Source organism: Brevundimonas sp., from assembly GCF_044336875.1.
GTDB lineage: Bacteria > Pseudomonadota > Alphaproteobacteria > Caulobacterales > Caulobacteraceae > Brevundimonas.
On sequence record NZ_JBIIOP010000001.1, the window covers coordinates 440,151 to 461,451 of the forward strand.

A 21,301-nucleotide genomic window follows, 5' to 3' on the forward strand; every position below is an offset into this window, starting at 1 on the left:
CCCTGCGGCCCCTCGCCCTGTTCCCGAAGGAAGTCCAGATGCCCAGTTCAAGTCCCGGCAAGGTTCGCGCCCCTGTCTCCGCCATCGAGAAGGAGACCATGCGCAAGGTCAGTTGGCGCCTCGTGCCCTTCCTGGTCCTCTGTTATTTCGTCGCCTATATCGACCGGTCGAACATCGGCTTCGCCGCCCTGACGATGAACGCCGACATCGGCCTGTCCGCCACCGCCTTCGGCCTGGGCGGCAGTCTGTTCTTCATCGCCTACATCCTGTTCGAAGTGCCCAGCAATCTGGCGCAGGAGAAGGTCGGCCCGCGCATCTGGATCGCCCGGATCATGATCACCTGGGGCATGGTCGGGATGGGCATGGCCTTCATCACCGGCCCCTATGGCTTCTACATCCTGCGTTTCCTGCTGGGCGCGGCCGAGGCGGGCTTCTTCCCCGGCGCCATCCTCTATCTGTCCCAGTGGTTCCCCAAGACCTACCGCGCCCGGATCGTGGCGACCTTCATGGTCGCCATTCCCCTGTCCAACTTCTTCGGCTCGCCCCTGGCGGCCCTGCTGCTCTCGATGGACGGCCTGCTGAACCTGCGCGGCTGGCAATGGCTGTTCATCATGGAATCCGTGCCGGCCATCGCCCTCGGTTTCGTGGCCCTCACCGTGCTGAAGAACAAGCCGACCGACGCCGGATGGCTGACGGCCGAGCAACAGCAGTGGCTGACCGAAACCCTGCAGAACGAAAAGGCCGAGGCCGGTTCCGCAAAGCACGGCTCGGTGTGGAAGACCCTGATCCACGGCCGCGTCTGGGCCCTGGCCCTGATCTACGCCGGCAGTTCGGCGACCTCGAACGCCCTGTCCATCTGGCAGCCGCAGATCCTGCAGTCGTTCGGCCTGACGACCTGGGAAACCGGGATGTTCAACATGATCCCGTTCGGCATCGCCTCGGTCTTCATGGTCCTGTGGGGTCGCTTCGCCGACCGCTCCGGCGAGCGGATCTGGTCGGTGGCCCTGCCGCTGCTCCTGACCTCAATGTCGCTGTTCGCGACCAATCTGACCAGTTCGCTGAGCGTCACCCTGGTCCTGCTCAGCCTGGTCCTGATCGGCAACTACGCCATCAAGGGACCGTTCTGGGCCTTCTCCACCGAGACCCTGCCGCCGAGAATGGCGGCGGCGGGGGTGGCCGCCGTCAATACGATTGCGCACCTGGGCACCGGCGTCGCCAACTCCATGGTCGGGGTCATCCGCGACCAGACCCCCAGCTTCGCCCTGGCGCTGACCCCGCTGGCGGTGCTCACCCTGTGCGGTTCGATCACCATCGTGATCATGGGCCGCATGGCCAGGAAGAAGGCGGGCTGACGGTCGTGCGGGACGAACCGTCGCCCCGCCTCGCCCCTCGCATTACGCCCATGTCCCGTCTCATTCCTCTCACGACTGGCCTGGCCCTGACGGCGCTGATGCCGACGCCGGCCATCGCCGAATCCGATCCCGAGCTCGTCGCCCTGGTTCAGGCCCAGGCCGAGACCATCCGGCGTCTCGAAGCCAGGCTGGCGGTGGTCGAGGGCGCCCTGGGCGCACGCGCATCGACGGAGGTTGACCCTGGGCACGCCGCGGTCGCCCCCCCTGCTGCCGCGCCGCGCCCGGCGTCCGGTCCCGCCCAGCCCGTCGAGCAGACCGCTGTGTCGGCTCTGGACTGGAGCGGCGGCGCGCCGGTGTTCGGCTTCGGCGACCTTCGGTTCAAGCCGCGCGGCCGCATCCTGACCGACGCCTCCTCCACCTGGGGCTCGCGTCATGACGACCGCAATATCGCCGGCACGGAAATGCGGGCGGCCCGCCTGGGGTTCGAGGGCCAGGCGGGCGATCAGCTGACCTATGTCGTCGAGGCCGATTTCTCGGACAATACGGTCGGCGTACGTTCGGCCAACATCGAACTGAGCCGCAGACTGCGCGGGCTCGACGCCAGCCTGACCCTGGGCCAGCGCCTGAACGACCGAGGGATGGACGGCTCGACCGGCCTCGTCTCCCTGCCGTTCGTGGAGCGCAACGCCGTGGGGGCGGCGATCGCCCCGCAACGCGGCTCGTTCGGTCTGGGCGTCACCGGTCGGCTCGCGGGCCCGGGCTGGCACGCCAGCCTGTCGCTGACCGGCGAGGATCTGTCCGGCGTCGGCGACAACGACGACATCCTGACCTGGATGACGCGCGCACACTGGAACCCGCTGCGATCCGACGCCGCGACCGTCCATCTGGGCGGCTGGGCCTTCCACGAGACCTTCCCCGAGGACACGGCCTCCATCTCGCGCAGCCTCTATGTCGCGGGACATTTCAACGACCAGGTGCGTGTCACGACGGGCGCCCTCGCCGCTCCCTCCCATGGCGTCGGCCTGGGCCTGGAGGCCGGCCTGTTCGGCGAACACGGCTGGGTCTATGCCGAAGCCGGCGAGCGCACGGTGTCCGGCATCTCCAGCGCGACCGGCGATATCGACCAGAACGCCTGGTCCGTCGCCGCCGGCCTGTTCCTGACCGGCGAACGGCCGGGCTATGCCGCCCGGACCGGAACCTTGGCCCGCCCGAAGATCGAACATCCGGTGCTGGACGGCGGCGCCGGCGCCTGGGAAATCGCGGGCCGATACGACGCCTATGATTTCACAGACTTCGACCAGGGCGGCGAAGCATCAGCCGTGACGCTCGGCCTCAACTGGTACTGGTCAAACCAGCTACGGTTCATGCTCGACACGACCTTCTGGCGCATCGACAACCGAAGCGGCGCCTTTTCGGGCGCCGACGACGGCGTGACGGTGCTCGGACGCTCGCAGTTCACCTTCTAGCATAGGGCGTCCGCCGCTCCCGCGCCGCACCGGGACGCGCCGTCGACCTGATTCCTGCTTGGGGGTTCAGGCCATGATCCGGGTGAAAGGCGGGTGCAGAAAGAATTCTCACAGGGGCGAAAATCGTCGGAAAACCGGGTAAAACCCCCGACGCACACCGTCAGTCACCCGCCTGAACCTCTGGAAAAATGTCTATAAATCAGGCGCGCAAACTCGCCATCGCCCCGATGATGGACTGGGAAGATCGCATCAATCTTTCAATAACTTAACGCCTGCCGTGTGCAAAATCTGCACACGCAGGTTCACGGTTCTTTCCATTTGAGCCACTTCGTAATCATCGTTTCTGCGGGATATTGCGCTCGATTTTGCGCCGTTTGACGCTGGCTTATTCTGGCCCCGCGATGACCATGAGAGGCCGGTACAGTTGGCCGCAATTTGGAATGGTAAATTGTAGACGTCGCGACGCGGTTCAACGGCGTTCGAATCGCTCCGGGCGCACCGCCGCCGTCGCTACGAAGTCGCGCGCTGACATTCGTTTTAGTTGCCAGTTCCACGCCCGGGAGCGGACGTTCCGGAAGTCCGGGAGGGGTGGCTAGGAGACGTTTGGTCGGGCAATGCTTGCGACCGTGAGTTTCCGGTCAGGCCGTGTGATCACCGCGCCCAAACCGTGACGTTCGCACAGCCCAGTGATTTCCGAAATGGCCGCGTCGTCGTCATTGAAAACGAGTGTGCCCAGTTGGATTCTCCTGCCTCCAAAGTCCCATTCGATTCGATACTTCGGCATAGCTGACCTTTAGCTAGCGTCACTGACCACTACACGGGGACGGCGACGCAGTAATGTCCGGCACGGGTCGGTTTGTGAAGTTGGCTTCGGCATCGATGCTAGGCATTCGTTGGCTTGCCCCTACAGTGGACTCTCTGCGGGTCAGCTAGGGGACGAAGCGCCAGTCTATGACCGGCTCGCGCTTCCGTTCGTAAAATTTCTTCTTCTCGGGAAGACCGTAAAAGAGAGTTCCGTGGATGCCCACGACCTCCTTTTTGTCGACCCGCCTTTCCCAGATACGATTCATGATGGCGGTTGCCGCTTCCGCTTTTGCTCTACGGAAGAAATCCTCCGAGAACTCGATATCCTGGCCCTTGCGAGGAAAAATCGCCGCAAACTCTTCATCTGTGGCCGCGAAGATCGAGTAGCTGGCGTTAATCGCGTCATCGATGACTTGGATATTTTTCATAGCGGATCAGCCTATCGCGAGCGCATTGCCGAATCCAAGGTCCACATAGGGTCGGTTCGCGATATTGGTCACCGCGCTAAACCGGACGCTCGCCGACAGGCCAAACAGCGGCCATTCTGAAGTTCAGTTGAGGGTGGGAAGCGGACATTGCGTGCCTGACGTGGCCGCGCGAAGATGTCGTCATGAGCACGGACATCGAGGACTGGGCTGAAGTGCAGCGGGCTGTTGCTGAAGTGGTGGCTGCTCGTCCGGACGAGTATGCGGCTTCGGTCGTCCGTAATCTCGACGATCTGCTGGCCCACATTCAGAAGTCCAATCGACCTGCTCCGTCCATCTTGCCGGGCTATTGGCCTACCTTCCTTGTGGAGTGGGATGCCGAGGAAGCGAAGAACCTCCAGATCGAGGTCTTCGAAGACCACTACGAAGTTTCTCGGTTCTTCGATGGCAGGACCGACATTTGGTATGAGCCTCATTCGGACGGAGACACCTTCTCCGACCAGTTCATCGCTGAACTACCCAACGCGGGCTGAACGTCCGCAACGGGTCGATTTGCGAAATGAGCTTCCGCACCGATGCCGGACCTTCGCGGACACGCGCCGTCAGCAGACGCTCCGAAAGTAGGTTTGGAGTGGGAAGCGGAAGTTGCCAACGACAGGATTTGAACCTGCACCCAAGGGACCGCTGTAGCGATACGTCTACCTATTCCGTCACGTTGGCGCTTCCGGTGTAACAGAACGATCTGCGGCGGGGAACTTCCGCAACGGGTCGGGAGCGGACGGTAGCTCAAGTGTGAATAGTTGACTTCTCTAGAGCAGGGCCAGTGAAGTGGAGGCGTATCGGAGGATGTAAGGCTTCACCGCTGGCTGTCCTTCCGGGATCGCCTGACCGAAGAACGCGACGTAGCAATCATGGACGGCCATCTCCTCGCTCAGCCAACAGTGTACGACGACGCCATCTTCCCAACTTCCGTCGGCGTGATTGGTCAGTCGAACGGGCGTGCCGGGTTCTAGGTAACGGTCCATACGCAACATCTCGCCCGCGAGGCTCATGTCTGCAATGGGTCGGTTTGCGACTCTGGCCTCGGGGCACATTCCGGACGTTCAAGCTGCCCAGGCGACAAGTGCGGAATAGTTCTCAGGATCGTCCACGGCGGCGCACCTACGCTCGAACTCGCTGAGGTGCGCCAACGTGCGATCTTATCGGCCGGATCGACTTAACTCGGTCATCGGCGATATCCGAGTTCGGGCAGGGCCTCGGTCAACCACCGAATGCGCATATCTGACTCAGAGCGGCAATCCGGAATGTCTGCTTGTCGCTAAGCTCTGAGCTTGCAGGGAGCGACCGTTCGCATCTGCGACGGCACTCCACCGTGTCGCCTCACCAGCTCGTTTAGATTTTCTCACTTCGGCGGAGTCGAACTGACGAGGCTTGTGGCGAGAATGCGGCTTAGGTCGCCGTCCTCCCACAGCCTCGCAACGCAGCACATCCATGTCGAAATACACCACGGCGCTTCTCTCCGGCGTCGCTCTCCTGACCTTGCCCGCCCTGGCTCAGGCCCAGTCACGCACGTCTCCTGAAGACGTGCCGGCATCCGTCGAGAGCTCAACGGTCGCGGATGTGGTCGTCACCGGCTCGAACATCCGCCGCGCCGCCGCCGAGGGCTTCAATCCGGTCCAGGTGATCGCCAAGGAAGAGTTGGAAAACTCCGGCAAGGTCACGGTCGCGGACCTGCTGCGCTCGATCTCGGCCAACACCGGCAACTCCTCGAACGAGACCAGCAACAGCGGCTGGGCCTCGGGTTCGGCGGGCATCGGTCTGCGCGGCCTGTCGCAGAAGAACACCCTGGTGCTGCTGAACGGCCGGCGCGTGGCCAACTACGGCTTCCCCTCGGGCGGTCTGTCGGACACTTTCGTCAATCTGAACGCCCTGCCGATGGTCGCCACCCAGAGGCTGGAGGTGCTGAAAGACGGTGCCTCGGCGGTCTATGGGTCGGATGCGGTGGCGGGCGTGGTCAACATCATCACGCGCCAGGACTTTGAAGGTCTGGAAGTCGGCGGCAGCTACGGCACCTCGGATGCAGGCGGGCTGGACACCCGGCAGGGCAAGATCGTCGGCGGTTACGGCAGCCTGGAAGACGACGGCTTCAATGTGCTGGTCAGTCTGGAAGCCTATACGCGCGAACGTCTGGATCAGGACGAGCGGGATCTGACCAGGTCGGGCATTTACTCAGGGCCGGGCGGTCGCTGGAACGGCTGGAGCGCCAAGGGCGCGCGGTTCCTGATCAACGGCGCCTCGGTTCCCTTCGTCGACGCCCAGGGCAACTGCCCGCAGGGCATGGTGCTGACCGCCAGCGCGCCGATCGACGGTCTGGCGGGGGACACCTGCGCCATCAATCTGGCGCCCTATACGACCCTGATCCCGTCGACCGACCGCTATCAGGCCTACGTCCATGCGACGGCCCGTGTCGCGCCGGGGATCGAGGCCTTCGGGGAACTGCTCTACAGCCATATCGAGGGGGCCTCGATCTTCGGCTCCAGCCCCTATTTCACCCTGGAGGGCGGGCGGTTCGCCCTGAACGCCCAGACGGGTCTGGCCGAGCCGGTGTCGAACCTGCTGCCGGCGAACAATCCCTATAATCCCTACGGGACGGCCGTACCGATCGAATACACCTTCTTCGATCTGGGACAGTCGCTGAAGACCAACACCTCCCAGGCCTATCGCGCCCTGAGCGGCTTGCGCGGGACCGGCGAGCGGTTCGACTGGGAAGTCGCCGTCTTCGCCAGCGCCAGCCGCGAGCGTGAGCGGGTCGCCGCCGGCTTCGCCAACCGCTGGACCCTGGCCGACGCCTTGGCGGACGGGACGCTGAACCTGTGGGAGCCGGGCGCCACCCCGCAGGCGGTGCTGGACGGCATCCGGCTGAGCACCCTGCGTCCGGCGGATTCGTCGCTGTATGGGGCGGACTTCAAGATCTCGGGCGAGTTGGTCGAACTGCCGGCCGGCCCCATCGGCTATGCGGCGGGGATCGAGTACCGGCACGAGGCGCTTGAATCCCGCAATCCGGCCGAGATCGACGCCGGTCTGCAGGTGAGGCCGGCCATCGCGGCGGTGGACGGCAAGCGCGACGTCGGGGCGATCTACGCCGAGGCCAATATTCCCATCCTGTCGAACCTGGACGTCCAGATCGCCGGACGCGGCGACTATTACAGCGACTTCGGCGAGGCCTTCTCGCCCAAGGTCGGGGTGCGGTGGCGGCCTCACGAGGCGGTGCTGGTGCGCGCCTCGGCCTCGCGCGGCTTCCGCGCGCCGTCGCTGTCGGAGAACTCGGCCTCGACCAATATCTCGTACGGTTCGGTCGTCGACCCCTATGATCCCGACATCCCCGGTTCGCGCCAGAGCCCGACCTTCTTCACCGTCGGCAACACCGATCTGGAGCCGGAAAACACCAAGTCCTACAATTTCGGTCTGGTCTTCACGCCGCTGCGCAGCACGATCCTAAGCATCGACTGGTATAGGGTCGAACTCGACAATCTGGTCGGGACCAACAACACCACGACCATCGTCCAGGCCAACAATCCCGCCGACGTGATCCGCGACGAACGCGGCAAGCTGGTCGCCGTCTACAACCGCTATCAGAACCTGAGCGAACTGAAGACCTCGGGCGTGGACGTGGAACTGAGCCAGCGCTGGAAGACCGACCGCTGGGGGGACTTCGCCCTGCAGACCGCCTACACCCATGTCATCGATTATCGCCGTCCGGTCACGGTCGGCGGGCCGCTGATCGACTATGCAGGCACGAACCGGAGCGGCAGTCTGCCGGCGGACAAGGCCACGACCCGCGCGGGTTGGTCGAAGGGCGATCTGGAGGCGGACCTGACCTGGTACTACACCAGCGGCTATGACCTGACGACGGCCGTCGCCGGCCAGTCCAGCGTCGACGCCTACAACCAGGTCGACCTCTATCTCGGCTGGTCCGGGCTGGAGAACGCCAAGGTCTACGTCAAGGTCGAGAACATCGCCGACGAACAGCCGCCCTATGACGGCTCCTTCCCCGGCATTCGCGCGCCCTACGACTTCAGCCAGTACGACCTGCGCGGACGCCAGTTCCGCATCGGCTTCGACTACCGGTTCTGATCGTCTTTCCCTGTTCCCTGGATAAGCTCTCATGTTGAAAGCCCTGATGGGCGGCGTCGCCGCCGTGGCCCTGGTCGGCGTCGTCCTGTCCGCCACCCCGGCGCCGGCGCATGCCCAGACCGCCTATTATTTCCCTCAGATCGCCGCCGGAGATCTGAACCCCGCCATCCCAAGCCCGGAACAGTTTCTCGGCTATCCGATCGGCTCGCGTTACACGCGGCACGACCGGGTGGTGGAATATCTGCGCGAACTGGACCGGCTGTCGGACCGGATCACGGTGCGTGAGATCGGCCGGTCCTACGAGGATCGACCCCTGCTCGAGGTCATCGTCACCTCGGAAGCAAATCAGGGGCGGATCGAGGCGCTGAAGGCGGCGCACGCCCGCGCGTCCGATCCGTCGGCGGCGGACGAGCCGGGCGCGCCCGTGGTGGTCGGCCTCTACTACGGCGTCCACGGCAACGAGACCTCCAGCGGCGAGGCGGCCCTGCTGACCGCCTATTATCTGGTGGCGGGACAGGGGGCGGAGACGCGGGACTGGCTCGACAAAGCCGTCATCCTGATCGACCCGGTGCAGAATCCCGATGGTCGAGACCGCGCCGCCAACTGGCACAACGCCTGGGCCAGCAATCCGCCGGTCAGCGACCCTGCCGACAAGGAGCACGTCGAGCCCTTCCCGGCCGGCCGGACCAACCACTATTTCACAGACCTGAATCGCGACTGGCTGGCGATCACCCAGCGCGAGACGGCGGCCAAGCTGGAGGTGTTCCACCAGTGGCGGCCGAACATTCAGATCGACTTCCACGAGATGGGCGCCGGCAGCACCTATTATTTCGAGCCCTCGCCGGCGAGCATGGAAAGCCCGCTTCTGCCCCGCGCCTCGTATGAGGCCAATGTGGTGCTGGCCCGCTATCACGCCCAGGCGCTGGATGGGCTGGGGTCGCTCTATTACACCAAGGAGAATTTCGACAACTTCTCGCCGGTGTACGGCTCGACCTATCCCGACTTCCACGGCGGGGTCGGGGTCACGGTCGAACAGGCCAGTTCGCGCGGGCTGGTGCAGGACACCGACAACGGGCCTCTTGAGTTCCGCTTCACCATCCGCAACCAGACCGCCGTCGGTCTGGCCACCATTCGCGGGGCGGTCGAGCAGCGCGACTATCTGCGCAACCTGCAACGCGACTTCTTCAGATCGGCGGTGGAGCAGGGGCGCAGGCACGAACACGCGGCCTTCGTCTTCGGCGATCCCGCCAATCCGGGCCTGACCGCCCAGACGCTCGAACTGCTGCAGCGGCACCGGATCCGCGTCCATCGCCTGGGCTCGGCGGTGACCATCGATGGCCGCACCTTCCAGCCGGACAGCGCCTATGTCGTGCCCTCGGCCCAGCCGCAGTTCCGCCTGATCCATTCGATCTTCGAACCGACGCCCGAGGTGAAGGGCAGCGTCTATGGCAGCACCTCCTACGGCATCGCCGACGCCTATGGTCTGGCGGTCGGACGGGCGCGCCGGACGCCGGCCCTGGGCGAGCAGATCGCCTCGGTTCCGCGTCACCTCGGCGGCGTGAAGGGGGCGGAAACGGTCTATGCCTACGCCATCGACTGGCGCGATCTGAATGCGCCCGCCGTCCTGTCGGCCCTGCTGAAGGAGGGGGTTGCGGTGCGCGCCGCCTTCCAGCCCTTCACCGCACGGACGGCCGAGGGCGAGACGACGTTCGAACGCGGCAGTCTGGTGGTGACTGCGGCGGGACAGGACAAGGACGCCGCGACCCTCCGAACTCTGGTCGACACGGCGGCGCGTCAGGCCGGAGTCGATGCCTGGGGTCTGGCCACCGGTCAGAGCGCGTCGGGCGTCGATCTGGGCAGCGACAGCGTGCGCCGCATCCGGGTGCCCAAGATCGCCTTGATCATGGGCCAGGGCGTCAACGCCACCGAGATCGGCTCGACCTGGTTCGCGCTCAGCGAACGCCTGGCCTGGCCGGCGACGCGACTGGATCCGTCGCAGATCGGCGGGGTCTCGCTGGACGGCTACACCAGCATCGTTCTGGCCGGCGGGTCCTATGACGACTGGAGCGACCGGCGCATCGCCGCGCTGAAATCCTGGGTCGAGGGCGGCGGTTCGCTGGTGACCTACGGCACGGCCTCGGCCTGGGCCATCGACAAGGGGCTGGTGAAGTCCGGGGCCAAACCCGAAGCGGACGGCGAGGCCGAGACAACGTCGGCCGGGCGTCGGGACTTTGCGGACCGGCGCGACTATCTGTCGGAGCAGCGGACCTCGGGCAACGCCCTGTCGGCCGATGTGGACGTGACCCATCCGCTCGCCTTCGGCCTGACGGGCCGGTCGCTGGTGGTGAACAAGGAGACGGGCGTCGTTCTGAGACCGGTCGAGGACCCGTTCGCCAATGTCGTCCGCATTGAGGACCGGCCGCGCGTGAACGGCTATCTGGCCGAGGATCTGCGCAAGGCGGCGGCCGGATCGGTCTGGGCCCAGACGGTGCGGACGGGGCGGGGCAATGTCGTGCTGTTCGCCGACGATCCGGCCCACCGCAAATACTGGCTGGGGACCGAGCGGCTGCTGATCAACGCCCTGTTCCTGTCCAACTATCTGACCCCCGCAGAACGACGGTGAGGGGGCGCCGCCCGGACCGGCTAACGGTCCGGGCGAGCCGTCGTCTCGACGCGCCTGGGCATATGGATCGTCCAGCCGCCGTGCGGCGCACAGGCCACGGCGACGCGCACCCGGTCGAACGACACGGGGCCGCTGGCGCGAGGGGACGGGCCGAAGGGCTTGGCGGACATGAGGGGCTCCAGTGATCTGTTCACCCCTGCATCAGGCGCGTGCTGCGGTCGCCTCGCAATCGAGATCGGCTGAGGCGAAGGGCAGGAAACCTAAAGCGCCGCCTCGCCTCGTCCGGCCGCACTTGCCAGCCGGGTTCCAAGCGGATTGGGTGTGGGGATGAGCGCCCATCCCGTCTTCGCCGACATGCCGGTCACCGTCTTCGAAACCATGTCGGGGCTCGCCCGCCGGCACGGGGCGATCAATCTGGGGCAGGGGTTTCCCGACGCGCCCGGCCCAGAGGTCTTGCGGCGGTTGGCGGCCGAGGCGGTGCTGAACGGGTCGAACCAGTATCCGCCTTCGCGCGGCGATCCGGTCCTGCGCGAGGCGGTAGTCGAACACTATAGCCGCCTGCAGGGCGTGGACCTGTCGTTCGACGGGGTTGTGGTGACCTCGGGCGCCACCGAGGCCATCGCGGCAGCTCTGCTGGCCCACGTCCGGCCCGGCGACGAGGTCGTCATCTTTGAACCCGCCTATGACGCCTATCGCCCGTTGATCGAACGCGCGGGCGGGGTGGTGCGGGCCGTAACGCTGCAGGCGTCGGCGTGGCGACTGACCGAGGCCGCGCTGGAGGCGGCGGTAGGCCCCCGGACGCGGATGGTGCTGGTCAACAACCCGCTGAACCCGGCCGCGCGGGTCTTCGACGCCGAGGAGATCGCGGCCCTGGCCCGCATCTGCATCCGCCATGACCTGATCGTCGTCAGGGACGAGGTGTGGGAACATGTCGTCTTCGACGGTCGTATGCATCGGACGCTGCTGGCGGCGCCCGGCATGGCGGACCGGGTCGTCAAGATCGGCTCGGCCGGGAAGATGTTCGGTCTGACCGGATGGAAGGTCGGCTTCGCCTGCGGTTCGCCGGATCTGATCGCGCCCCTGGCCAAGGCGCACCAGTTCCTGACCTTCTCCACCCCGCCCAATCTGCAGACCGCCGTGGCGGCCGGGCTGGCCTGGCCGGTCGACTGGTTCGACCAGATGCGGTCCGATCTGGGCCGTTCGCGCGACCGGTTGGCGGCGGCCCTGACGGCCGAAGGCTATGTCGTCACGCCGGGCGAAGGGACCTATTTCCTGTGTCTGGACCTGGCGGCGTCGGGCCTGGAACTCGACGACACGAGCTTCTGCCGCCGGATCGTCGAGGCGTTCGGCGTCGCGGCCATCCCCCTGTCCGCCTTTGAGCATGACCCCGTGACCCGGACTGTGGCGCGCCTGTGTTTCGCCAAAAGCGACGCCGTGCTGGACGAAGCCTCCGAACGATTGGGGCGCGCGCGACGGGCTCTGCTCTGAACAGAAATCCTGAGACGCGCGGCAATCCTTCTGCGGTGAAGGTCTGGCCGTTGGGCGCTAGGAAGGGGTATGGGCGCCTCGCAACCGCTCATTCTCGCAACTAGGCCGCGTCCATTATCCCCGGACGCGGCCTTTTTGCATTCTGGCATCCTTGATTGATAGATATTCTTCACTCGAGGTTTTGTGAGTGCCGAGTGGCCTAATCTGCTTCTCATCATTTCGTAGTTTTTCTACAGGTTCGCCCATGGCGACCGAATCCCCTTTTTTCCTCCAGACCGACGCCGCCCCAGCATCCTGGAGCGCGGCATGACACCGGCGTCCGACCCCCGGCGTCTGCCGCCGTTGAACGCGTTGAAAGCCTTCGAGGCCGTGGCCCGCCTGTCCAGCGTGTCGCTGGCCGCCCAGGAGTTGGGGGTCACGCCAGGCGCCGTCAGCCAGCAGGTGCGTCTGCTTGAGGATCACGCGGGCGCGCCCCTGGTGCGGCGCGAGACCGGCGGTCTGGCCCTGACCGATCTGGGCGAGCGGCTGCTGCCGGTGCTGCGCGACGCCTTCGAACATCTGAAGCGGGCGGCGGACATCGTCTATGGGCCGGCGCAGCGGCAGTCGCTGTCGGTCAGCGTTCCGCCATCCTTCGCCGTGCGCTGGCTGGTGCCGCGCATGACCCGGTTCTCGGCCAAACATCCCGAGATCGAGGTCTGGATCTCTGCGGACATGAAGCTGGCCGACATCGCCGGCGGTCGCGCGGACGTCGCCGTGCGCTATGGACCCGGCGACTATCCGGGCGTGCGCAGCGAGATCCTGATCGAGGCCGGGGTGATACCGGTCTGTAGCCCGGCCCTGTTGGAGACCCTGCGCAGTCCCGCCGATCTGGCGAACCATACGTTGATCCACGTCGGGCGGAGCACGCTGGAAGAGCCGCGGCCGGACTGGGCGGCCTGGCTGAAGTCGCGGCGGCTGGACCGGATCGATGCTGCGGCCGGGCCCCGGTTCGATCAGACCGCCTTCGCCATCGAGGACGCCGCGCGCGGTCGGGGCCTGGCCCTGGCGCCCCGCGCCTTCGTCGCCGAGGACTTGGCGTCCGGTCGTCTCGTAGCGCCTTTCGCCGACGGCTATTTGGCGACGGACATGGCCTATCGGCTGGTCACGCGACGCGGCGTGCTTCGCGCCGAGGCCCAAGCTTTCGTCGCCTGGCTTCGCGCCGAGGCCCAGGCCGACGCCCTGGTCGTGGATGAGCTGTGATGCGGGGCCCGCTCTCGCTCTTTCGACGTCATCCTGCAGAGCAAGGAGAGACCTATGGGGCGCATTTCAAGGTCGCAGCCTCAGTTGGCGGCCCCATGGTTTTAGCGGGGCTGGCCTGTCTGATCCATGCGGTGCTTCCCTTCTGGTTCAAGACCACGGCGAGCCGGACCCTGATGGTCTTGACGGATAGAGTTCGCCGTCTGCCATAACAGCCTTTGGGCCGTCCGATTCATTCGCCACATGGGGGCAGCCCGCCGCTTGAATGTGAGATGGCCTTGTGCCCGAGAATGACGCCTTTCTCCCCTACGCGGCCCAACTGATGATAGCTGAATAGTTCTCAGGATCATCCACGGCGGCGCACCTACGCTAGAGCCCGCAATGACACCCTACGGCGCGATTCCGCCGGCCGACTTCGCGTCTTAAAACCGAACTTCCGCATGGTCTCTAAGGGGTGGAAAGCGGACGCTGGACTTGTTGACGCCCAGCGTTTCCACGGAACTCTGGCGCTAGATGAAAGCGATTTGGGCCGCTGGTCGCGCCGTCGAGCCAAGCAGCCGCTCTACCCTCATTAACCGCTGATTGTCTTTGAGGGCCTCGCGAACAGGTCTTTCGCGCCCAGTTTGATCGCCTCCTGAACGTGGCTGACCTAATAGCGAGTTGTCAGCACCGTCACGGGCAAGGGCAGTGCTGGAGAGCGCCGAACCCCTGAAGGCGAGGCATATTCTAATCGAGGATCATGGGGCGGGAGCGAGTGTCGGGAATGCGCTCGGCCGCATCGTCAAATCTACGCGCCCGCAGGTTTGTTGTGATCCGGTCCGACGTCTCTGCCTTGTCGTGCGATGCGCCACATAAAGAAGATGATGCCGCAGACCAAGAACAGCGTGCAGAAGATGCTTCCCTCCGGGCCGTCCGCGCCACCGGTGAGAAAGTCCGTTCCGGCCGGGGCCAGCGAGACGATGAGCGCGGGCACGCCCGCGTCGAGGCCGGTGACCGGCACGTCGAAGCCGGTGGCTATTATCCAGTTCCATCCCACGTGCCACCCCATCACACCCCAGATGTTGTTAGACGAGATTGACCACGCGCTCGCGAAGAGAGCGAAAAGTAGAATATTGCCGGTGACGAGCCAGGGCTGACCCCGGGAGAAATGGAGCAGCGTAAAGGTAAGTGACGATAACAGGACGGCAACGACGAGGTTCGTGCGGCGTGTGAGGACTGAGGTGAGCCATCCACGAAAAATGATTTCTTCGATGCTGGCTTGAACGAGGAAGCCTACGAAGAGGCCAGCCATTGCGATGATTGCGCCAGAGGACTGAGCGGCCGGAAACAGTGCGCCAGGTTCGTAGGCGCCCGCCAACCAGATACAGGCTATCATTGCCGACGGCATGACGACACCACCAATCAGGCCGCCATAGAATCCTTGCGCCGCACCGTCTCTCGTAAGACCGATTGTGCCGGCATTCCGCCGCTCGACGACGGCTATCCATGCGGCAACGGCGAGCAGCCAGGTGATGAAAGATACAACCAGCATCGCCGTGAGGCCCTGGGCGCCGACGAACTCGCCTTGTGCATCCACAAAGCCGAACCGCTCAAGAAAAAGAGTGGACGGAATCTCGGTGGCGATCGCGAGGGCGATGCAGATGACGGGAGCGAGAAGCGCCCATGGAAGCCAGCCGCGCGCCGGTGATGTGCTGTAAATGGTTCTGAGGTTCATACCCGCAGACTGAAGCGGGTCGCGGTCCAGTTATAGAACGATCGTGTGCGTTCACTCCCACTGACGCAGGGCGGCGGTTTCGGGGTCGCCGCTGTTGGGCGCGCCTCTGACAGGTCTAGGACGATTGAGCCGTTGCCATTGCGCCGGCGTCAGGCCGTAGGCGCTCCGAAAATGTCGCGTCAGGTGGCTCTGGTCAGAGAATCCGCTGGCAGCGGCGATTTCTGCAAGCGGGGTCCTGCCGTTCATCATGGCTCGCGCTGTGTCGAGGCGGCGGAAGATCAGATAGCGATATGGACTGACGCCCAGCAGCGCCCGGAATCCGCGCGAGAGCTGCCAACGATCCTGCCCGCTGACGCGTTCGAGATCATCAAGTCGGACATTGCTGTCCGGGTGGGCGTCTATGAACGCGCGCGCCAGCGACACCGCTTGGAGATCCGCGCGCCGGTGATACGTCTGATCACTCCCAAGCTCTGACAGTGCCTCCGCGAGGTCGAGCATGGCCTGATCATACTCCAGGCCACAGAGCTCTTGGTTGAGATCACCAATAAGGGCCGTGGCGGCCGCGTGCAGCCGCGCGTCGTCAGATACGCCCTCGGCAAGGAACGGAAGGGCGCGCCCGCCGAGAGCCTCCTGAAGCGCGGATGGTGCGACGCTGGCGCTCCGGTACCGGAAGTGTCGCCCGTCCCCGGCGTGGCCGTCATGAAGCTCATCCGGATGGAGAACGACGATCTGACCTGGCAGCGAAAGGCGCCGTGATCCGCGGTAGGAGAAGCTTTGCACCCCCGCGACGGTTATGGCGATGGCGTATGTGTCGTGCCGGTGTGGACCGTAGGCAGCCCCGTTGAGGGACGCTTCAAACCGCTCCAAATCACCCGGCGCCCGCACGATCCAACTATTTTCGTCAAACGACATGCTACTCCGACCCTCCTGCAGACGTGAGTCGATGGGCGTTCGCGAAGATCATAAGGCAAAACGGACGACCCGCAGTGGCAAGCTGATCAGAGTCCACATTGGGTCGTTTGGCGAAATATGCACCTGCGCCGACACCGGACGTTGGCCGGTTCGACCGATCAGCGGACGCGCTGAAGTTCAGCTAGGGGTGGGTGGTGGACATTGCTGGTTAGCGGAGCGAACCAGCTAAGGGCCAAAAGTCGGCGGTGCAAATGCCGTGCTTCTGGCCCAGCGAGAAGATGCGTCAGTCCGGGAAGCACTTTCGTTCGATGAAGCTTCGAGCGGCCGCCTGCGCGTCGGACGGGTTATGACCGCCTTCAAATTCCAAAGCCACGAACGGCGCTCCTGCCGAACGCAGGGCGTTCACGATCGGAACATAGTGGTCTTGGAACGGGGCAGCGGGATCCTGGCGACCGCCAGCTATGAAGACCGGGCGGGTGGCCAGGTCGCCAGCCCGTGTCGCCAATAGATTGTCGCCTGCCGAGCCGACCGCGCTCGACATGAAGCCCTCAACACCAGACGGACCAAATCGGGCTAGGGTCGGGTCCGAAGCGAAGCTTTCAAGATCCGCCTTCCACGCGGACCGGTACTCCGCATCTGTCGACCAGCGTGCGGCGATGACGCCCATGTCTGCCGGCACGAGTGCGGCAACGCACCGGACGGTCTGATTGGCGGCGGCAGTCTGTAAGGCGACCCACCCCCCGTAGCTCACGCCGAGCACGCCGATCTTCGCCGGGTCCGCGTTAGGCAGGGATCCGGCCTTCAGCCAGGAGACAACCGTCGCTCCGTCCGTTCGCGACCCATCGACGCTGATCGCGCCGGCCGAGGCGCCCGTTCCCCGGTACTGCGGCACGACCACGGTGTAGCCGCTGGCCTGAAGCTCACTGGCGACGCGGGGGATGTTTGGTCCGGCCGGGAAACCGGTGAAGAGGACGATCACAGGCCGGGAGCCATCGCCGACGCCGTCGAGCACGCGCGCCGAGAGCGTCTCGGATCCTGAGGGGATGGAGACCTCGTGAACCGGGGTCTGTACGCTGGCTGCAGCGGGCGACAAAACGGCGAGGGCGGCGAGGGCGAGGAACTTCATGAGGCGCTTTCCGAAGGGGCGACCTTAGCGCCGCCCCGCCACCCATGTCGCACGACCGACAAAGAATCTAAGCTTAAGCTTGTGTCATGAAGTCGATTTCATCCGCGCACCTTGCTTCGCCAAACGACGTGAGAGCGGGCACCGGCAACTTCAGCTAAGGGTCGGAAGCCGACTGTCGCTTGGCGGTGGGAAGCGGACCGACGGGTTTGCGGTCGAAACCACACCGGAGCCGAGTTGCTGGATTTCAAAGCTCCGACGCAGCACGATCTGCGATCAAAATGATCGCCTCGTGATGCTGGCGCCAGGCGGCCCAAACGGTTTCCGCCCAGCCCCGTATCGCGGCGCTATGCTTTTCGGCGTCGCTGGCCTGATAGACATGTGCGACCGTGATGGCGCCAAGATGGTCCGGGGGCTCAAGCCAATCCAGAAGAGCCGAGGAGCGCGTCAACTTTCCGATGACGCTACGCGCGAAGTCGTGGGAAAGATCGCGTTCGAGGGTTAGATAAAGACCTGCCAGATGCACCCAGACCGACTGAATCGTTCGCCGTTCGGGCTTGCCGGGATGTTGGGCGGCGTAGGCATCGACCGTGAGCCGGTGGACTTTCATCAGCGCAGGGCTGGCGTATTCGCGAGCGAGAACGTGGCCGTACATGGCCCAGCATGATGCGGACGCACCGAAATAAGGGTGTGCCTCGCCGGGATGCGCCGGCAATGCCACACCGCAATCGGGACAAATCTCCAAAACTGCTTCAACCATGCCGCCACTTTAGCTCTGCAAGCTAGGTCCGCAACGGGTCGGTTTGCGTCCCTGGCATCCGGGCACTTTCCGGACGGAAACGAGGTGGCGCGCGAACTGCGCAAGATTCGCATCAGCGTGCCGATCATCTTTGTGACGGGCTACGCCGACGCCGACGCCCTGTTCGAAGCGGACCAGGGCTCGGTCGTGCCAAAGCCATTCACGCGGCTGGAATTGGCGCAAAAGCGCTCAATCGCGCTCTGCGCCGACACGACGCACCGGCGACGACTTCTGGTGCGCTGTAACCATACAATTACCCATGAGATATAAGGACATCCCTCGCAGTTGGCGGTCGCATCAGAGACGAACCGAGTAATGCGGGGCCGTCAGGACCGATTTCTCGGCTTAACGCTAAGGTCCGGTTCTGCCTCGTCTTCCACCTACCCGACCCTAACACGGTGCTAAGGACATATGGCAGCAGCCCCGCATTGCCGACGGATGATAGCATTCTGCTGATGTCGGTGAGAGCCGATCCATAGCTTAAGCCCGGTTTCGCGCAGAACATTATCAGGGCCACCGCGTTGCCGATGCGCCGAGGCGCGGGGATCCACCCGGCGCGAGGCGCAGGCAGGATCACACACATGGCCAAGACTCCCGCACCGTCCGCCGAGACCGAGCGCGGCGACACCGCCGAACTGCACCAGACCGCCTCGTCTGCCGAGGCGCGGGCGACCACCAACCACGGCGCGCCGATCAGCGACAATCAGAACTCCCTCAAGGCGGGACCGCGTGGCTCGACCCTGCTGGAGGACTTCATTCTCCGCGAGAAGATCCAGCATTTCGACCATGAGCGGATCCCGGAACGGATCGTCCATGCGCGAGGGTCCGCGGCGCACGGCTTCTTCGAACTGACCGACAGCCTGGCCGAGTTCACCACCGCCAAGATCCTGACCGAGGTCGGCAAGAAGACCGAACTCTTCACCCGTTTCTCGACGGTCGCCGGCGGCGCGGGATCGGTCGATACGCCCCGCGACGTCCGAGGCTTCGCCGTCAAATTCTACACTGTCGAGGGCAACTGGGACCTCGTCGGCAACAATATCCCGGTCTTCTTCATCCAGGACGCGATCAAATTCCCGGACCTGATCCATGCGGTGAAGATGGAGGCGGACAAGGGCTATCCGCAGGCCGCCAGCGCCCACGACACCTTCTGGGACTTCATCGGCCTGATGCCGGAATCCACCCACATGATCATGTGGGCCATGTCGGATCGGGCCATTCCCCGGTCGCTGCGCATGATGGAGGGGTTCGGGGTCAACACCTTCCGCTTGCTGAACGCGAAAGGCGAGGCCACCCTGGTCAAGTTCCACTGGCGGCCGAAGCTGGGAACCCAGTCGACCTGCTGGGACGAGGCGGTCAAGATCGCCGGCGCCGATCCCGACTATCATCGCCGCGACCTGTACGAAGCCATCGCCCAGGGCGATTTCCCCGAGTGGGAGTTCGGTGTGCAGCTCTTCACCCAGGCCGAGGCCGACGCCCTGCCCTTCGACATCCTCGACGCCACCAAGCTCGTGCCCGAGGAAGACTATCCGATCCGCGTCATCGGCCGGATGGTGCTGGATCGTAACCCGGACAATTTCTTCGCCGAGACCGAACAGGCGGCCTTCCTGCCGACCAACATCGTCCCCGGCATCGACTTCTCCGAGGATCCCCTCCTGCAGGGCCGGCTGTTCTCCTACCAGGACACCCAGCTGTCGCGGCTGGGCACGGTGAACTTCCACCAGATTCCGATCAACCAGGCCAAGGGCTGCCCCTTCCAGAACTTCCAGCGTGACGGCCATATGCAGACCCAGGTCTTCAAGGGGCGCGCCAACTACGAACCCAACAGCCTGGCCGAGGCGGGCGAGGACGGCGGCCCACGCGAGGATCCCAAGGGCGGATTCCGCTCGGCGCCCGTGCCGCAGGACGGCGAGAAGGTCCGGCTACGCGCCGAGACCTTCGCCGACCACTACAGTCAGGCGCGGCTCTTCTACCGGTCGCAGACCGAGATCGAGCAGGCCCACCTGGCCAGCGCCATCGTCTTCGAACTGTCCAAGGTCTCGCTGCCGCACGTCCGCGACCGGATCCTCTCCAACCTGCGCAATGTCGACGACAGCCTGGCCAAGCGCGTCGCCGAAGGTCTGAATCTGCCTCTGCCCAAGGCCTCAAGGCCGGCCGTCAAGCCGATCGATCTCGCGCCTTCGCCGGCCCTGCGCATCGTCGGCAAATATCCCGAGACGCTGCAGGGTCGGAAGGTCGGCGTGCTCGTCGCCGACGGGTCGGACGGCGCCCTCGTCGCCGGCGTGCGCAAAGCGGTCGAGGCGGACGGGGGTTCGGTCTTCGTCGTGGCCCCGAAGATCGGCGGCGCGACCCTGGCCGACGGCTCCGTCCTCGCCGCCGACGGCCAGCTGGCGGGAAGCCCTTCGGTATTGTTCGACGCAATCGCCATCGTCCTGTCCGAAGACGGCTGCGCCCTGCTGCTCAAGGAGAGCGCGGTGGTGGACTTCGTCAAGGACGCCTTCGGCCATCTCAAGGCGATCGGACACACCGCCGAAGCCCAGCCCCTGCTGGACAAGGCCGGCGTCGAGACGGACGACGGCGTCGTGGCCCTAAAGAAGGGCGCGGCGGGTTTCGTCGAGCCGGCCCGCACCCGTCAGTGGGACCGTGAACCCAAGGTGCGCCTGCTCGCCTGATCCCCGGCGGCCGAACAGGGCGCCAGATTGACGATCTCGGCGCCCGTCTCCGCCGCCAGACGTTCAGCCAGAACGGCCCGGTGACATCCGCCGGGATCGGCCTCGAAACACAGAAGCGCGCTCGGCGCCGATTTCACGAGCGCGCGCAGGCGCTCAAATGCCGAGATCGCCTCGGGGCCGTCGAGATGCTCGGCGAAGATCGCGCGCATGTCCTCGAGCCGACCCTTGCGCGCGGCGTCTCGCCCGGCTTTCGGCGTGCCAAGGGCCCGGAGGTGAACATAGTCTATCCCGGCCTCGGCGAGGGACGACGCCAAGATGGTCTTGGAGAAGCCCGCACGGCGCGAGGCGGCGACGGCGCGGACATCAATCAGACGACGCACGCCCGCCGCCTGGAGCTGCGCGATGACCTCGGCCTGGGGCGCGCCTTCATAGCCGATCGTGAACAGTTTCATGCCGGAGAGATAGGCGCGTCGCCGGAATGACCAGCGCTGCCGTGACGGCGGAGACAAGCCCCTCCGGTAAGAAAGATCAGACGGCGATGGCGCCATTCAAGCCC

The 21,301-nt window shown here is 65.0% G+C and carries 17 protein-coding genes and 1 tRNA gene; 10 read left to right on the plus strand and 8 right to left on the minus strand.

What is annotated here, in order from left to right; translation table 11 throughout:
* The first annotated feature begins 38 nt into the window (after positions 1–38).
* Positions 39–1,352: an MFS transporter gene (locus tag ACIQ1T_RS02145; protein WP_395942840.1), complete on the plus strand. Its 1,314-nt coding sequence runs from the start codon at positions 39–41 to the stop codon at positions 1,350–1,352.
* 50 nt (positions 1,353–1,402) lie between these two features.
* Positions 1,403–2,818, plus strand: coding sequence for an OprO/OprP family phosphate-selective porin (locus ACIQ1T_RS02150; protein WP_395942841.1), 1,416 nt, complete (start codon positions 1,403–1,405; stop codon positions 2,816–2,818).
* Positions 2,819–3,747: 929 nt separating this feature from the next.
* Here ACIQ1T_RS02150 and ACIQ1T_RS02155 read toward each other — a convergent pair.
* Positions 3,748–4,050: a hypothetical protein gene (locus ACIQ1T_RS02155; protein WP_395942842.1), complete on the minus strand. Its 303-nt coding sequence runs from the start codon at positions 4,048–4,050 to the stop codon at positions 3,748–3,750.
* 182 nt (positions 4,051–4,232) lie between these two features.
* On the opposite strand from ACIQ1T_RS02155, the gene ACIQ1T_RS02160 reads away from it, so the two are divergent.
* Entirely contained in the window at positions 4,233–4,580 is a 348-nt protein-coding gene (locus ACIQ1T_RS02160; protein WP_395942843.1) for a hypothetical protein, read from the plus strand.
* A 113-nt stretch (positions 4,581–4,693) separates the two neighbouring features.
* Here ACIQ1T_RS02160 and ACIQ1T_RS02165 read toward each other — a convergent pair.
* Positions 4,694–4,767 (minus strand) — tRNA-OTHER (locus ACIQ1T_RS02165).
* 771 nt (positions 4,768–5,538) lie between these two features.
* On the opposite strand from ACIQ1T_RS02165, the gene ACIQ1T_RS02170 reads away from it, so the two are divergent.
* Together ACIQ1T_RS02170 and ACIQ1T_RS02175 are read left to right on the plus strand one after the other, a co-directional pair.
* Entirely contained in the window at positions 5,539–8,181 is a 2,643-nt protein-coding gene (locus ACIQ1T_RS02170) for a TonB-dependent receptor plug domain-containing protein (protein WP_395942844.1), read from the plus strand.
* A gap of 31 nt (positions 8,182–8,212) precedes the next feature.
* The gene (locus ACIQ1T_RS02175) at positions 8,213–10,804 is read left to right on the plus strand and encodes a M14 family zinc carboxypeptidase (protein WP_395942845.1); all 2,592 of its coding nucleotides are present in this window, start codon (positions 8,213–8,215) and stop codon (positions 10,802–10,804) included.
* Between the two features lie 20 nt (positions 10,805–10,824).
* On the opposite strand, the gene ACIQ1T_RS02180 is transcribed toward ACIQ1T_RS02175, so the two are convergent.
* Positions 10,825–10,974, minus strand: coding sequence for a hypothetical protein (locus ACIQ1T_RS02180; RefSeq protein ID WP_395942846.1), 150 nt, complete (start codon positions 10,972–10,974; stop codon positions 10,825–10,827).
* Positions 10,975–11,131: 157 nt separating this feature from the next.
* Between ACIQ1T_RS02180 and ACIQ1T_RS02185 the strand changes: the two genes are divergently transcribed.
* The 3 genes from ACIQ1T_RS02185 to ACIQ1T_RS02195 all read left to right on the plus strand — a co-directional run bounded on the left by ACIQ1T_RS02185 (position 11,132) and on the right by ACIQ1T_RS02195 (position 13,740).
* Positions 11,132–12,292 (plus strand): aminotransferase, encoded by a 1,161-nt coding sequence (locus ACIQ1T_RS02185; RefSeq protein WP_395942847.1) that lies wholly within the window; start codon positions 11,132–11,134, stop codon positions 12,290–12,292.
* A 306-nt stretch (positions 12,293–12,598) separates the two neighbouring features.
* On the plus strand, positions 12,599–13,531 hold the full coding sequence (locus ACIQ1T_RS02190) for a LysR substrate-binding domain-containing protein (protein ID WP_395942848.1): 933 nt from the start codon (positions 12,599–12,601) through the stop codon (positions 13,529–13,531).
* Complete coding sequence (locus tag ACIQ1T_RS02195) at positions 13,531–13,740, plus strand: DUF6356 family protein (RefSeq protein WP_395942849.1); 210 nt, start codon at positions 13,531–13,533, stop codon at positions 13,738–13,740. Before ACIQ1T_RS02190 ends, ACIQ1T_RS02195 begins: the two co-directional genes overlap by 1 nt.
* 575 nt (positions 13,741–14,315) lie before the next feature.
* Here the strand turns inward: ACIQ1T_RS02195 and ACIQ1T_RS02200 are convergent.
* The 4 genes from ACIQ1T_RS02200 to ACIQ1T_RS02215 all read right to left on the minus strand — a co-directional run bounded on the left by ACIQ1T_RS02200 (position 14,316) and on the right by ACIQ1T_RS02215 (position 18,037).
* On the minus strand, positions 14,316–15,242 hold the full coding sequence (locus tag ACIQ1T_RS02200) for a CPBP family intramembrane glutamic endopeptidase (protein ID WP_395942850.1): 927 nt from the start codon (positions 15,240–15,242) through the stop codon (positions 14,316–14,318).
* 51 nt (positions 15,243–15,293) lie between these two features.
* The gene (locus ACIQ1T_RS02205; protein WP_395942851.1) at positions 15,294–16,154 is read right to left on the minus strand and encodes a helix-turn-helix domain-containing protein; all 861 of its coding nucleotides are present in this window, start codon (positions 16,152–16,154) and stop codon (positions 15,294–15,296) included.
* A gap of 283 nt (positions 16,155–16,437) precedes the next feature.
* Entirely contained in the window at positions 16,438–17,280 is an 843-nt protein-coding gene (locus ACIQ1T_RS02210) for an alpha/beta hydrolase family protein (protein WP_395942852.1), read from the minus strand.
* A gap of 244 nt (positions 17,281–17,524) precedes the next feature.
* Positions 17,525–18,037 (minus strand): DUF5946 family protein, encoded by a 513-nt coding sequence (locus ACIQ1T_RS02215; protein WP_395942853.1) that lies wholly within the window; start codon positions 18,035–18,037, stop codon positions 17,525–17,527.
* Positions 18,038–18,121: 84 nt separating this feature from the next.
* Between ACIQ1T_RS02215 and ACIQ1T_RS02220 the strand changes: the two genes are divergently transcribed.
* Positions 18,122–18,346 carry a hypothetical protein gene (locus ACIQ1T_RS02220; protein ID WP_395942854.1) on the plus strand — a complete coding sequence of 75 codons (225 nt, stop codon included), beginning with the start codon at positions 18,122–18,124 and terminating at the stop codon, positions 18,344–18,346.
* Between the two features lie 311 nt (positions 18,347–18,657).
* On the plus strand, positions 18,658–20,745 hold the full coding sequence (locus ACIQ1T_RS02225) for a catalase (RefSeq protein WP_395942855.1): 2,088 nt from the start codon (positions 18,658–18,660) through the stop codon (positions 20,743–20,745).
* Here ACIQ1T_RS02225 and ACIQ1T_RS02230 read toward each other — a convergent pair.
* Entirely contained in the window at positions 20,706–21,293 is a 588-nt protein-coding gene (locus tag ACIQ1T_RS02230; RefSeq protein WP_395942856.1) for a DUF488 family protein, read from the minus strand. The genes ACIQ1T_RS02225 and ACIQ1T_RS02230 overlap by 40 nt on opposite strands.
* Positions 21,294–21,301: the final 8 nt, after the last annotated feature.